The sequence below is a fragment of the Vibrio sp. AND4 genome (assembly GCF_000171815.1).
In the GTDB taxonomy this organism is placed as follows: domain Bacteria; phylum Pseudomonadota; class Gammaproteobacteria; order Enterobacterales; family Vibrionaceae; genus Vibrio.
The window spans coordinates 1-14125 of the sequence record NZ_ABGR01000041.1; the positions used below are offsets into that span (position 1 = coordinate 1).

Below are 14125 nucleotides of genomic sequence, written 5' to 3' on the forward strand. Positions count from 1 at the left end.
TAATCTTATCTACTTACTCCTCGAAGGGTGATGTGACATGAAAATTATAAAAATCATTGCTGTTTTAGCTCTCTTTTTAATTGCACTGGCTTTAGGTTCTCAAAACCAAGAGATCGTGACTTTCAATTACCTTCTAGCGAAAGGTGAATTCCACCTATCAACGCTCTTGGGTGTGGTCTTTGTGGTTGGCTTTGCCGTAGCATGGGTTGTCTTTGCAAGCATCCAGCTTAAGACTCAGCTTCAAGTTCGCCGTCTGAAAAAGAAACTTAAAAAGTATGAGCCCGCTGATGCAGAGAAACCTGCAAAGTCAGCAGTAGAAAAACAGGCATAAGAATAAGGCCTAACTTTAATGCTTGAACTACTCTTCTTGTTATTGCCGATAGCCGCCGCTTATGGCTGGTATATGGGCCATCGCAGTGCTCAGCAAGACAAGCAGAAGCAATCTCATCAAATATCTCGTCAGTATGTGACGGGTCTTAACCTGCTTCTATCTGACCAGTCAGATAAGGCGGTTGATCACTTTATTGAATTGCTCCAAGTCGATAACGAAACGATAGATACACACCTAGCGTTGGGTAATCTATTCCGTTCTCGTGGTGAGGTCGACCGTGCAATTCGGATCCACCAAAATCTCATTTCCCGCTCTGGCTTGACTCTAGACCAAAAAAATCTAGCCCTACAGCAACTGGCGAAAGACTACATGGCGTCTGGTTTTTTAGACCGCGCAGAGAAAATCTTTGAACAGTTAGTTGAGGAGCCAGATCATCGCGAAAGCGCGCTTCAACAACTTGTTACTATTTATCAACAGACGCGTGAATGGGAAAAAGCGATTCATTACGCCAACCAGTTGGCTAAGATGGGCAAAAAGCGCAATCGTATTCGTGCTAACATTTCACACTTCTGGTGTGAGTTAGCGATGCTTGACCAAGCAGATGGCAACACGAGTAAAGCGATTCAACACTTCAAGAAAGCACTCTCAGAAGATCCGAAATGTGTTCGTGCAAGTATTGCGCTCGGTCGTGTGTATTTGGAGTCAGAAGATTACAAGCACACCATAAAATACCTTACGGGTGTACTTGAACAAGACAAAGACTTTATCAGTAATGTATTACCAACGATTGCCGAATGTTATCATCACTTAGGTCAAGAGGATGAGCTGGTAGAGTTTTTGCGTGCGTGTATTGATAAGAAGGCAGGGGTTTCATCAGAATTGATGCTGGCACAGCTTGTCGCTCACCATGAGAGTGTTGGTGCAGCGCAAGAGCTGTTGACCAAGCAACTATTAAAGAACCCAACCATGAAAGGTTTTTACCGTCTCATCGATTACCATATTGCAGAAGCAGAAGATGGTCGCGCAAAAGAAAGTCTTTCCACATTACAAGCGATGGTTGGCGAACAGTTAAAAGTAAAACCGCACTACCGATGTAGAAAATGTGGTTTCTCTACCCACTCCTTGTACTGGCATTGTCCGTCATGCAAAGGGTGGGGGACAATCAAGCCAATCCGAGGATTGGACGGTGAATGATTTAATGCAGCTGACAGAGTTTCTGTCCGCTGCATTTTTTTAACCTTTTAATAAGAACCAAAAACTCATTAGGAGATGAAATGATCGACCAAAAAGTTATTGTTGCACTGGATTATGATAACCAAGCGGATGCGCTTACGTTTGTAGATAGAATTGATCCTGCGTCTTGCCGCCTGAAAGTAGGCAAGGAAATGTTTACGCTATTTGGTCCTGATTTTGTACGTGAGCTTCATAAACGCGGTTTCTCTGTCTTCCTGGACCTGAAATTTCATGATATCCCGAACACATGTTCAAAAGCTGTTCGAGCTGCCGCTGAGCTTGGTGTATGGATGGTAAACGTTCATGCGAGTGGCGGTGAACGTATGATGGCGGCTTCTCGTGAGGTCCTTGAACCTTACGGTAAAGACCGTCCATTACTGATCGGTGTGACTGTGCTTACAAGCATGGAACAGAGTGATTTGGCAGGTATTGGTTTGAATGTTGCGCCTCAAGATCAAGTGATGCGCTTAGCAACGCTGACAAAGAACTCAGGCCTTGATGGTGTTGTGTGCTCTGCGCAAGAGTCTTCTTTGCTTAAGGGTAAGCTTGGTAATGAATTTAAGCTAGTGACACCAGGCATTCGTCCTGCGGGCTCTGAGCAAGGTGACCAACGCCGCATCATGACGCCAGTAGATGCAATCCAAGCAGGATCAGACTATTTGGTCATTGGTCGTCCTATCACTCAGGCGGTGGAACCTGCATCGGTTCTTCAGTCAATCAACGCTAGCTTAGCGAATATGTAATCTTGCTTTGAACCATGCGGTAAAAGGTGAAGTGGTAACGCTTCACCTTTTTTGTTTTTGCAGCTCGTAAAATTTCAAGTAATCTTCTTCTCCATCTCATATTAGTTGGCGGTGTGGCCACGGAAACGGCTTGAATTAACTCAATATTACTGACGAAAATGATAGTTGCATAAGGGAAGTGCAACCATGTGTGACCGATGGCTTGCGTTACAAATGTGTTACGAATAAGATGGGAGTGATGCAATCATTGCGTTGTAAGGTCAGGAAGACCTTGTGAAACTCTCAGATATGAATACGGAAGTGGATAGGATTTCGCTTTGTATTACTCTCATCATTTCTTTTACTGTACCTTGTGTACAGTCATTTCGAGTTTCACTCGTTGTCAGTCTTCCTGCCGTATTACACACATACAACAAGGAAGAAAACAATGATAAAGATACTGCCATTTCCGGCATTAGCAATAATGTTTGCGAGCAGTTTTCCACTAAATGCTGCTAAGCTACCTGCGGATATCGAATGGACCTCAAATAACAACGAACCACTATTTGCTTCAGACGAAGCAGTACGAGGTGGAACTTACCGCACCTTTATCCGTAGTTTCCCACAGACACTTCGTAGCGTAGGCCCTGATGCGAACTCAGGCCTTCGTCAGTACTTTATGGACGGTGCTCCGAAGTTAGCTCAGCGTCACCCTGATACTGGCAAATGGATTCCACAGCTTGCCAAAGCGTGGGCATTTGGCGATGACAATAAAACGGTTTATTTCCAATTGGATGAAACTGCGAAATGGTCAGATGGTGAGAAGATCACCGCGGACGATTACGTGTTTATGATGAAGTATTACACGTCAAAAGACATCATCGATCCTTGGTATAACGACTTCTTTAAAACGAGCGTTGTCAGTGTAGAGAAAATCGATGATTACACCATCAAAGTCAACTTAGCTGTCGCGCAAAGTGAAGATTCGTTAATGGTGTTAATCAATATGCCAAGTAATGGTTTTCAGCCTCGGCCCGAGCATTTCTTTAAAAAAGAAAAAGACGAAAATAAAGATGGCATGCCAGATAACTTTGTTCGTAAGTTTAACTTCAAATCTGAGCCTACAGCAGCACCTTACTACATCGATAAGGTGAAGAAAGGCAAGAGTGTGACATTCAAGCACGTTGGTGAAGATTGGTGGGGCTACAACAACCGCTACTACAAAAACCGCTACAATGTAGACAAGGTACGTATCACTGTTATTCGTGATGAAGACATCGCGATGAAACACTTTGAAAAAGGGAATTTAGATTATTTCGAGATGGTACTACCAAATCTCTGGCACGATAAGACAGACAGTGATGTTTACAAGAAAGGCTATGTACAGAAATATTGGGGCTTTAACCAAGCACCTCAAGGAGCAGGCGGCCTTTGGATGAACACGGCTGTGCCGATGTTGGATAACTTAGAAGTGCGTAAGGGGATCGTGGCTGCCACGGACGTTGATGGCATGCTAAAAAACATCATGCGTGGTGATTACTCTCGCAAGCCCCATGCCCTTGGATTTGGTCACGGCGATTACGACGATCCAAATAACACACCGCCAAAATTTGATCCAGCTGAAGCGGTTAAGCACTTCGAGAAAGCGGGCTTTAGCAAAGTAGGCTCTGATGGTATTCGCTTAAATGACAAAGGTGAGCGTCTAAGCTTTGCCATCACTTACGGCTATAACTCACACACGCCGCGTATTGCATATTTAAAAGAGCAAGCAAAGCAGGCTGGCCTGGAGTTTACTCTGAATTTGGTTGATGGCTCTTCGGCGTTTAAATATATCCTTGAGAAAAAGCATCAACTTGCTTTCTTAAGAATGGGGGGAGGTGAAGTACCATCGTATTGGGAGTACTTCCACTCGGACAACGCAAACAAACCACAAACGAATGCGCATACAAACTATAGCAGCCCAGAGCTAGACAAATTGATTGAAGCATACGACAACGAGTTTGAGCAGCAAAAACGCTATGATTTGTCTCGTCAAATTCAAAAATACGTTGGTGACGCTAATGTGATCGTTCCTGGCTACATGGTGCCGTATACCCGTGATGCCCATTGGCGCTGGGTTAAGATCCCGAAAAATGGTATGACAAAGAAAACTGAGTGGATCCTGCATCCAATGGACATTGCAAATTTCTGGATTGATAAACCAATGAAGAAAGAGACTGAAAAAGCCATGAAGGCGGGCAAAGTGTTCCCTGAAGTGACCGTTATCGATGATCGTTACAAGTTGTCATCGAATTAGTCGTTTAGTGCTGAAAAGCGTTAGATAGTAGAAACTAAAAAGCCCCGAAACTCGAATGAGGCGGGGCTTTTTATCTTCTTAAGAACACGTGCTAGAGCATTACATTAGCAAGTTAAGTTTGTCCGCAGACATTTGGGTAAGTAAGCGCCTTATAACTGGGCAGCAATTTGGTCGGTAAGGTTGTTCAAACCTACCGACAATGCATCGACAAGCGCGTCATAGCCATCATCTTGTAGCGGCATTTTGATTTTGATAGGGGCGCTATTTTTTACTTTGCCGCTAGCATCAATTATCAACCATTCGCCTTCGATTTCAGCATTGCCTTGGTAGCTACCATTGAACTTGCTCAATGAAAGCTGAAGTTTGCTTCCGCCACTTTGGTCAAGCAGGTTATTGACTTCAACCGGCCAGTATTGGCTTTGCTTGCTGCGTAGCTCGCCAATAACGCGTTGCGTAATTTGCTCAGAAATATTGTGCGCCCACCGATAGTGCTTCGCCTGCACAATTTTCGTTTCAGAGGTTCGATACACAATACCACTGTCAGTGAGATAGCCAGCGAGCTCCACAGGACGAACCACCAGCTGTGAACGCAGTGCAATCATGGCGTCACTTACCTTGGGTGAACTTGCCTCCGGTAAGACATACAAAGCGCCTGAGTTTTCTGGAGCACTGCTACAGCCTGCCAGTAGGGCAGAAATCAATAAAAGTTCGCGTTTCATTATTTATGCCCTCTCACTGGGGTTGGATCCTTGACTTCGTCTTCCCCGAATACCAACGAATTTGGTTTTTCATTCAGCTGCTTTAGAACTGGTTTAAACTCTGTCATCACTTGTTCTAGTTCTTTCAATGTCGACTCCATCTCATTGTACATAGTGGAGTTCGGTCCATAGCCATCCAAGGTTTTTTGTAACTGTTCCAAGCTGTTACGAATATCCTCTGGAATGGCTTTGGTGTCTTCTTGGTTAAGTAGACGATCCACGCTATTCGCGACGCGTTCTGCGGAAGCTAGAGTTTTTTCTGAATTCTTCAACGTCTTGTTCAGTGAGTTCAGCGTGTCTTCCATCGGTAAGCTGTTTAGTTTCGTTAGGAAGTCATTAACTTGGCGTTGAACTTGGGCAAAACCACCTTGCTTGGTTGGGAAGACATCATAGCCCTCAAACTTACTTGATACATACGGCTCTTCATCTGAGTAGAAGTCAGTGTCGATGTACAGGGCTCCAGTTAATAAGTTACCAGTTTTTAGTGTGCCACGAAGCCCTTTGGCAAACTCTGTTTTTAGCTTATCTTTGAGCATTGGCAGTTGGTTGGAAGGCAAGTTTTCGTAAACGCGGCCAAGTTCGATACGCACAAGCACCGGGATTTTCTTCGCTGAGAATTCTTCTTCCGGTGTTGGCATACGCATTGGCACTTTCATAACCGTGCCGATACGAAGGCCGCGGTATTCAACAGGTGCTTTGCGCTTTAAGCCACGGACGGACTCTTCAAACATCATCACAAACTGAATGTATTCGTCGTACATTCCTTCACGTACTTGCTTCGCATCGTCGAAAAGGCGGTAGTACAGCATGTCTTCTGTAACTGGATCGCCAGCGGCTGCTCCCGGTGCGGTATCAAACGTCACGCCTCCGGTGATCAGACTTTCTAACGAACCAAATTTCACCTCAAAGCCCTCAGCGCTAAGTTGAAGGTCAACGCCTGATGTCAACCAAAAGTGCGTTTTAGTACGCACCAAGCTATCATATGGCTTGAAAATGAACAGTTGATACAACGCACGTCGAGTTTCAACATCGAAGCTGGTGGTTTCCACTCTCCCAACCGTAAAACCTTTGTAAATAACAGGGTCGCCAACGCCTAACTTTCCGGCTTCTCTATGCGTTAAAACAATACGTAAGCCTTCGGCATCAGGAGATGCTACAGGGGGAACGTCAAGCACATCAAAGTGTTCTCTCTCTACCTTAGATTTTCCCGGTTGCAATTGGATGTATGCCCCAGAGAGCAATGTTTCTAAGCCAGAGACTCCTTCACGGCCAATGCGTGGCTTCACTACCCAGAACAAAGAATCTTCACGTAGCATACGATCGGCGTCTTTGTTCATTTGTGCAGTGGCAATGATGTGGTCATAGTCCATGCTCAGTTTGACGTCAGTGATGGTACCTACTTTTACATTCAGAGCTTTGATCTCCGTCTTTCCGACTTCAATCCCTTCTGCTGTTGGTAGCTTTAGCGTGATTTCTGGCCCAGTACTGTTGATGTATTGAAACAGCATCCACGCCCCCATTGCTAGAGCAAGAATTGGAATAATCCAAATCGAGGAAATCTGTTTTTGCGGCGTTATTTGAGCGGTTGTTTTGTTCTCATCACTCATATTTTGCTTTCTCAGTTAAGTTATTATTCATAGGCTCCTGCACTCCGCTTTGTGGTGATTGCCATAACAAACGCGAATCAAAAATCGTTGCAGAGAGCATGGTGAGTATGACCACTGCAGCAAATGAGAGTGCTGCTGGACCGGGGTAAATCGCCATTAGGTTTTGCAACTGCACGAGTGCAACCAAAATCGCGACTACAAAAATATCAATCATCGACCAACGACCAATAAATTCAGTAATTCGATAGACCTTCAGGCGAGAAATACTCTCTTCCTGGGGTAAGTACTGCGCTTTTTGAGCATTGTAGTAAAGCCATACCAGTGCAAGCATTTTTGCCATCGGAATAAACACGCTGGCGAAGAAAATCACTGCGGCAATAGGGTATGAGCCCAGTTGCCATAGCAGGACCACGCCTTCCATGATGGTTGAGCCTTCAGTGTGGCCAAGGCTAACGGTATACATCATTGGATATAAGTTGGCAGGGATGTAGAAAATGATTGCCGTAAACAACAAAGCCCATGCTTTCTGAAGGTTATCTTTAGGGTTATATCTGTGTACAGAACTGCCGCAGCGAAGACACTTTTGGTGTTTTTGTTTTTCAATTGGATTAAGTTGATGACACGTATGACACCCAATGTGGTTCTCGTTGTGGTGTGTGTCACCCTCTTTCACGTCTGGTAATTCAAGTACAGGGGTAAAGTGTCCCCACAGCCAGCTCTTGTCGACCATTGAAATACATTTTACCACCAATACAGTGTAAACACAGAATGCCCAGAATGAACTTCCCATGCCGATTTCTGCCAGTGAAGCGATCTTAATCAAACTTACCAACACGCCGATCAAGAAAACGTCGACCATTAGCCATGGCTGTACTTGGAACAAGAGTCGGCAAAGTGTTTTCGCCATGTGAGTCGATTTTCTTCCTAATGGGTATTTGAGTGATTTTAGTGCTTGAAGATGGAGAAAAAGGAGTAAGCCAACATAGATCGCGGGCAGCACAACTACAGTCGCCAGCAGCAAAGCACCGAGTAGAGCGTTATGAAATTCTGCCAACATCTTTGCCGCGTGGATTAAGGTGATCTCTTGAGATAAACCTTGAACGCTAAATGACATAAACGGAAAAGAGATGCTCAAAACTAACATAATCAGACACGTCACCGATATAGCAATAACGCTTTGATATGGCTTAATGTTGACTTTCGTTAGAGGATGCTTACAGCGCGGGCATTGGGCTTTTTGACCTTGTTCTATATCAGGGATACGAACGACCAAGCCACACTCCTCACAAGAGATTAATTGACGTGAATTAGGTTGAGTACTCATTCCGTTACTATTTTAAACATTTAATAGTTAAGGATAACTCTTTTTCTTCTTAGGCGCTTGTTTTTAGAGGAATGTTTTAAAAGCTAATAACCTAGTTAAATCAAAAGCAGCGGTTAGATTTGGTTTACGCCTTGTTCCTTACTTATTACTGAGAACAGCTCACATGCTTCTAGTTTTTTATTTTATAAACTCTTGCTCGAACTTCGCTTTAACGTAATCGATAAAGGTTCGCAGGCGTTTTGGTTGGTAACGGTCACGATGGAAAATTGCGGAAAGCGGTACGGACGGGATTTCCCAACCTTGCATCACTTTGACCAGTTGGCCTTGTTTGACCTCTTCGTCACAGTAACTCAATGGCACTCGAATAATACCGTTTCCATATAGTGCGCCCATCACAAGAGCTCGGCCGTTTTTACAACGCAGATTACCTTTCACGATTACGTCACTGTGTTCGTTCGGGTTAGCCACGTTACGATAACTCCAGCGAGTGACGGAACCTGTTAGAGTGCGGTGTTTCGCTAGATCTTTTGGTGTGACAGGTTCACCGTGTATTTCGAGGTAGTTTGGACTTGCAAGCGTGGCCATATCAATCATCATTAGTTTGCTCGCAACAAAGCCCGCGTCTTCCAACTCGCCCATACGAATGGCGACGTCGAATTGGTCCTCAATCAAGTCAATTCGCGGCGAAGAGAAATCCAAGTCTACGGTAATGTTTGGATACTCCAACATAAATTCGTTGACGTATTTGGCAATGATATCCTCGCCGATGTATCCACCCACGCAGTTTACGCGAATCAAGCCACGTACTTCTTGAATGTCGTCGACAGCCGCGATCAGCGCTTGATCAATATTGTACAGCGCTTTCTCACACTCTTGATAAAAGCGTTCACCAGCATGGGTCAAACGCAGAGTACGCGTGGTGCGAGTTAGTAAGGTCACTCCCATTTGTGTTTCGAGCCCACTAATTTGGCGAGACACATGAGAACGAGAAACGGAGAGCGCTTCTGCCGCTTTGGTGAAGTTACCCAGTTGAGCGATCAAAACGAAGGAGCGAATATCAGTAAGATTAACGTTGTTGAGCATGTCAAATTATGTATAGAAACGGTAGCCATAAGACTATCACAGATCATGATGAAAACACGCTGTTCAAACGATCATACTACTGATGTTGGCACTAAATTACTTATGATTTCCGGCGACTGGTGCGCGCTAAAATCTGCTCGGGTTGTAGACAGTGTTAATAAGCTAAAACTCTTTCTTCTAACCCCCATTCTCCTAAAACCGTTGTATTAAGCCCTTGCGTAATTGAGCCCTTTTAATTGGAATCAGAGTCACCACAGTGCTGTTTAATTGAGTGGTTACATTTTAATCTTCATAGTTGATATGATTGTAGTTAGCGTTGAAATAGATGTTTCTATAGTTATTTTGAGCTTTCTATCAAAATGATATTATTAATAGTTAAAGGCTCTTTTAAGATGAAGTTCCTCTTTTTTGTAGAGTGTAACTTCATGCTTAAACTCGATGAACTAAAAAGTAAAACCAGCACTGGTGGGGGCTACAAGCCCGTTGATGCAATCATCAACCCGCCGCCACCACCACCGCCACCGAAGTTAGCGCAAACGATCCAGGCGCGTTTCGAACGGCAACGTAGGGAACGTCAAGAAGAATTAACTTACAAAGCAGAAGATGAGGAGCGATGGGCAGCGAATCGTGAGCGAGTAGTCCGGAAATCAACACCAAAGCCTAAAGCGGTCATTGTTCCTGAGTTCGAAAGCCATTTTGAAACGAGTTCTATTGGTATTGAGAACGAGTTGAAGGGATTGGTTGTCGCTTTACCCAGTCATGCGTCACAGAAATTTGGCTATGTCCATGATGCAGAGGGGCGCCCTCTATTCATGTTGACGAAAGACATGAATCAGGGCGCCTATACGAATCCAATGGGTATTACCGATGTTAAAGGTACTGATAATTGGCAAACGCATACCATTGAGCTGGTCACTTACCCAAGCGAAATCCGAGATAAAAATGCGATCAATAGTCGTAAAGAGTCAATGCTCTGGCTGGCTGAAGTGCTCACCAAGCATATTTATCAATCCAATCATAAAGCATTATCTAACCTAGTCAGCGAGGATGGCCGTTTTACTCTAGCGATTTCAAATCCCAATCATGTGATTGCTGCTGGTTATGGTGCATCAATTGAAGCGCAGGGTCAGACTATTGGCATGATGCAGAGCGGGCAGCAGGCCTCTATGGGGGTGAGTGCGAAAGATTTTGGTACAGGATCGTCAGAAGAATTGAAACTCTTGGAGTCTGCTACTTGGTATCAGGCGGGATTACGGCAGAAATTTGCAGCTACTGCTGAAGCTGGAAATGTGACACTTAACGATCAAGACATGGCCCAAAATGTATTTGCTTATCTTACATCCATTTATTCGAATACCGCGAGTTTGGCGATAGAGTATGGTATCCCTATCGATGGCTGGGACCCGTCTGAAGAAGGCATTCGACCGTCGGCTGAAGGGTTGACTGACCCTACAGTGAAAAATGCATGGAAAATTTTACCAAGAACCAAGCCCAAGCAGATGTTAGAACTGTTAAGTTCACATGACTCTAGTTATGTGAGAAAACAAATTTTAGCCAGTTTGAAAGCATCTCACTCAGAGAGCCTAGCTAAGAATGTATTCGCTTATTTTCAAGATGGCGGTGAAGTAGCAGGACATGGAATTAATAATGCGACGACGGGACGTTCGAGCAACCCGGAGCCTGCGATTGTATTTGAGTTCCGCACTATACCGAGTGATCTTACTGAGTTTGTTCCACGAAAAGAATGTGCAAAGTTAAATGTCCAAGCGCTGGATGAATTTGTGCCTGCTGACCGGAGAAAAATTACTACCGAAGTCAATACTATTGTACAAAGTAGTGATGATTTTGACTCTTGGTTTCAGGCTCAAAAGGAGGCTAAAAACCAACCACGAGTAAAAAATCCAAAGACAGCAGCATCTATTAACCAGAAAGCTGAATGGGTGATGACTCAAAAGCCAGCAGAATGGGACAGAATAACGTCACCTTTTAGCTCTAAAAAGTAACGTTGAATCGTAACCTGATTATTGGTGTTGAGGCTTAATACAGCAATAGATCACTCAACCGAGTTATCTATTTAACCAGCTGCCGCAGTATCTAACATTTGCTCGACTTAGTCATACCATTTACGACAAATTTAGGACAATTATACCGAAATAATTTGAGAACTTTATGTTCATAAAATGGTCACAAGACTACACAAAAATAATCGGTATCAATAATGGCAAAAACTTGGCTTGTCTCTGCTGTGAGCGTTGGATTGCTTGGCGGCATTGGGTATTTTTATCTGCAATCTTCGACTCAACCAGAGGCATTCCCAACGCTGACAGTTGACAAGGGAACTATTGAAAAACAGGCAGTAGCCGTTGGTCATATTGTTCCTGCTCACTCAGTGTCTATTAAATCGCAAATCGATGGTATCGTAGGCGAAATATACGTTAAAGTCGGCGAAAATGTTCAACAAGGGCAGCCTTTGATCAAGGTGCGCCCGAATCCTACGCCACGAGCTCTTACTGACGCATCAACAGATTTAATGCGTAGTGAAGCAGATTTAGAATCCGCTAAGCAAAAACTTGTTAACCTTGAAAGCTTAGTGAGGCAAGACATCATACCAAATAACTACGACGACTACGTCAGCGCGCGTTCTGCAGTAAAATCTGCTGAAGCCGACGTTCTTCAAAAGCGTCAGAATCTAGAATTGATCCGTAGCGGCGAAGCTTTGATTGGTGATGCCCGTTTAACCTCAACCATCTATGCACCAATTGACGGTACAGTATTGAATCGCAAAGTGGAAGTTGGTGAGCCCATCATCTCTACCGAATCAAGCCAAGCCGCGACAGAAATGATGTCTTTGGCTGATATGAACAGCCTGACCTTCAAAGGCAGTGTCAGTGAGCATGATGCCGCGCAGCTTTCTACGGGCATGCCTGTTTTACTTACCGTCGCGCCTTATCCGGATATTGAGATCTCCGGTGTATTAACAAAAGTTGCGATTCAATCAGAGAATCTAAACTCGCCAGAGGACAACGCCTCAGCAAAGAGCTTTGATAACGGCTTTGAAGTGGAAGTTGGCGAGTTGAAGATCCCGAAAGAAGTCCTGTTGCGTTCAGGCTTCTCATCGACAGCAGAAATTACACTGAGTAAATCCGAAAACGTGTTAACCCTGCCAGAACGAGCATTGCAATTTGAAGGCGATACGCCAAGCGTATTGATTCAAGATAGTTCGGAAAAAGGCTTCCATAAACAGAAAGTGACGCTAGGTTTATCGGATGGTATCAATGTTGAAGTACTAGAAGGCGTTGAGCTGAATGAAAAAATTATCGACAACAGTATGATGATGGGAACCGCCCATGACTAAGCGAAACCTGTTTAAAATGGGATGCGCGATTTTGACCGCCACACTCAGCTTACCAAGCTATGCGATTTCCATTGAGCAAGCTTGGCAACAGGCCAAGCAAAGTGATCCAAGTTATGAGAAAGCTAAGATAGGGGTTGAGCTTGGCGAAGTGGGGGTCGATGCAAGTCGGAGTGCACTCTTACCCGGCCTAAGCGCCACAGCGTCGGCGAATTGGAATGAATCCGCTGATAATACCAACAATTATGGCGCATCGCTGTCTCAAACTATTTGGGACAGTAGTTTGTGGTCAGATCTGGATCAAGCCAATGCCAACTACATTAAATCTCAGCTGGAGCTGGCTCAGTCACATAATGAACTCGCACAAAGACTGCTTTCGGCCTATTTGGACGTTGCAAGCGCTCAGGGGGATCTGCAACTGGCGCAATCTAAACTGGAAGAAGGCAACAAACTGCTGAAGATCATCGAGAAGCGTTATCTCGCGGGCAAGGTTAAATCTGTTGATGTTGAAGAGATCCGTGCGACACAAGTTGCCGATAAAGCCGGTATTTTGAATGCGCGCTCAGATTTAGAAGTTAAACGAGCAGAGCTGGCAGCCTTGATCAACCAAGTGCCACAAGACGTTGACCAAATTCGTACTGACTCCCTTGTTCAACCGCCAATGATGGTGGAGTCGCAAGAACAGTGGTTAAAACTTGCCAAAAACAGCAGCCCAGAGTTGTTGGTGGCCGCGCAGAATGTCAAAGCCAGTGAGTTTGCTAAGAGCTCTGCCCAAGGCGATTATTACCCAAAGGTGGAAGGTAATCTCGGTTATCACGATGACGATCGACGTAAAGACGGCGAGTTCAGCGCTGGGGTTACTCTGAGCGTGCCGATCGACTTAAACGGTGCAACGCGTGCAAAGGTCGACGAAGCGTCACTCAATATCCTCAGCGCAAAACAAGACTTACGTAAAGTCGAAATCGACATCCAAAAACGCGTGATTCAGCAATTTACTCAAGTCGACATCAACTGGAATCAAGTCTTGATGGCGAAAGAGCTGGTTACCTCACGTGAGAAAGTGCTGCGCAGCAAAGAGAAACTCTACGACGCGGGCTTACTTGAAGTCTCGGAAGTGATCAATGCGCATAACAGCTTGTTCGAAGCAAAAAACAGTCTGCAGAACAACCTGTACAACTATTGGCGTCAGCGCATCGGCTTATTGCAAACCGCAGGTAAATTAGATGATGATACCATGGTACTGATCTCCCGAGCGTTTCATTCATGAGCACCCTATTGCGGCGAACCTTTTTACAAAAAACGTTATTACAGCAAACCTTATTGCAGCAAACCTTATTACAGCAAACATGGCAAACGCTGATGGCGCACCGCATGAAGAGTATGCTGGCCATTATTGCCATTGCTTGGGGCGTGATTTCT

Annotated in this window: 11 protein-coding genes; 7 read left to right on the top strand and 4 right to left on the bottom strand. The window is 44.6% G+C overall.

What is annotated here, in order from left to right; all coding sequences use genetic code 11:
* Nucleotides 1-37: 37 nt before the first annotated feature.
* From AND4_RS17365 to AND4_RS17380, 4 genes are all read left to right on the top strand, one after another.
* A complete protein-coding gene (locus tag AND4_RS17365; protein ID WP_009844291.1) occupies nucleotides 38-331 on the top strand; it encodes a lipopolysaccharide assembly protein LapA domain-containing protein in 294 nt (97 codons plus the stop codon).
* 18 nt (nucleotides 332-349) lie between these two features.
* A complete protein-coding gene (gene lapB, locus AND4_RS17370) occupies nucleotides 350-1525 on the top strand; it encodes a lipopolysaccharide assembly protein LapB (protein ID WP_009844292.1) in 1176 nt (391 codons plus the stop codon).
* Between the two features lie 80 nt (nucleotides 1526-1605).
* Nucleotides 1606-2307 (top strand): orotidine-5'-phosphate decarboxylase, encoded by a 702-nt coding sequence (gene pyrF, locus AND4_RS17375; protein WP_009844293.1) that lies wholly within the window; start codon nucleotides 1606-1608, stop codon nucleotides 2305-2307.
* A gap of 427 nt (nucleotides 2308-2734) precedes the next feature.
* The gene (locus tag AND4_RS17380) at nucleotides 2735-4582 is read left to right on the top strand and encodes an extracellular solute-binding protein (RefSeq protein ID WP_009844294.1); all 1848 of its coding nucleotides are present in this window, start codon (nucleotides 2735-2737) and stop codon (nucleotides 4580-4582) included.
* Between the two features lie 149 nt (nucleotides 4583-4731).
* Here the strand turns inward: AND4_RS17380 and AND4_RS17385 are convergent, their stop codons facing one another.
* The 4 genes from AND4_RS17385 to AND4_RS17400 all read right to left on the bottom strand — a co-directional run bounded on the left by AND4_RS17385 (nucleotide 4732) and on the right by AND4_RS17400 (nucleotide 9354).
* Complete coding sequence (locus tag AND4_RS17385) at nucleotides 4732-5301, bottom strand: ABC-type transport auxiliary lipoprotein family protein (RefSeq protein ID WP_009844295.1); 570 nt, start codon at nucleotides 5299-5301, stop codon at nucleotides 4732-4734.
* Nucleotides 5301-6947, bottom strand: coding sequence for an intermembrane transport protein PqiB (pqiB, locus tag AND4_RS17390; protein WP_009844296.1), 1647 nt, complete (start codon nucleotides 6945-6947; stop codon nucleotides 5301-5303). The genes AND4_RS17385 and pqiB overlap by 1 nt, the downstream gene beginning before the upstream one ends.
* Nucleotides 6940-8271 carry a paraquat-inducible protein A gene (locus tag AND4_RS17395; protein ID WP_043991851.1) on the bottom strand — a complete coding sequence of 444 codons (1332 nt, stop codon included), beginning with the start codon at nucleotides 8269-8271 and terminating at the stop codon, nucleotides 6940-6942. Before AND4_RS17395 ends, pqiB begins: the two co-directional genes overlap by 8 nt.
* A 177-nt stretch (nucleotides 8272-8448) precedes the next feature.
* Entirely contained in the window at nucleotides 8449-9354 is a 906-nt protein-coding gene (locus AND4_RS17400) for a LysR family transcriptional regulator (RefSeq protein WP_009844298.1), read from the bottom strand.
* Between the two features lie 425 nt (nucleotides 9355-9779).
* On the opposite strand from AND4_RS17400, the gene AND4_RS17405 reads away from it, so the two are divergent.
* The 3 genes from AND4_RS17405 to AND4_RS17415 all read left to right on the top strand — a co-directional run bounded on the left by AND4_RS17405 (nucleotide 9780) and on the right by AND4_RS17415 (nucleotide 13973).
* Entirely contained in the window at nucleotides 9780-11357 is a 1578-nt protein-coding gene (locus tag AND4_RS17405) for an actin cross-linking domain-containing toxin (protein ID WP_009844299.1), read from the top strand.
* A 215-nt stretch (nucleotides 11358-11572) separates the two neighbouring features.
* Nucleotides 11573-12709: an efflux RND transporter periplasmic adaptor subunit gene (locus AND4_RS17410; RefSeq protein WP_009844300.1), complete on the top strand. Its 1137-nt coding sequence runs from the start codon at nucleotides 11573-11575 to the stop codon at nucleotides 12707-12709.
* The gene (locus tag AND4_RS17415; RefSeq protein WP_009844301.1) at nucleotides 12702-13973 is read left to right on the top strand and encodes a TolC family protein; all 1272 of its coding nucleotides are present in this window, start codon (nucleotides 12702-12704) and stop codon (nucleotides 13971-13973) included. The genes AND4_RS17410 and AND4_RS17415 overlap by 8 nt, the downstream gene beginning before the upstream one ends.
* The last annotated feature ends 152 nt before the right edge of the window (nucleotides 13974-14125 follow it).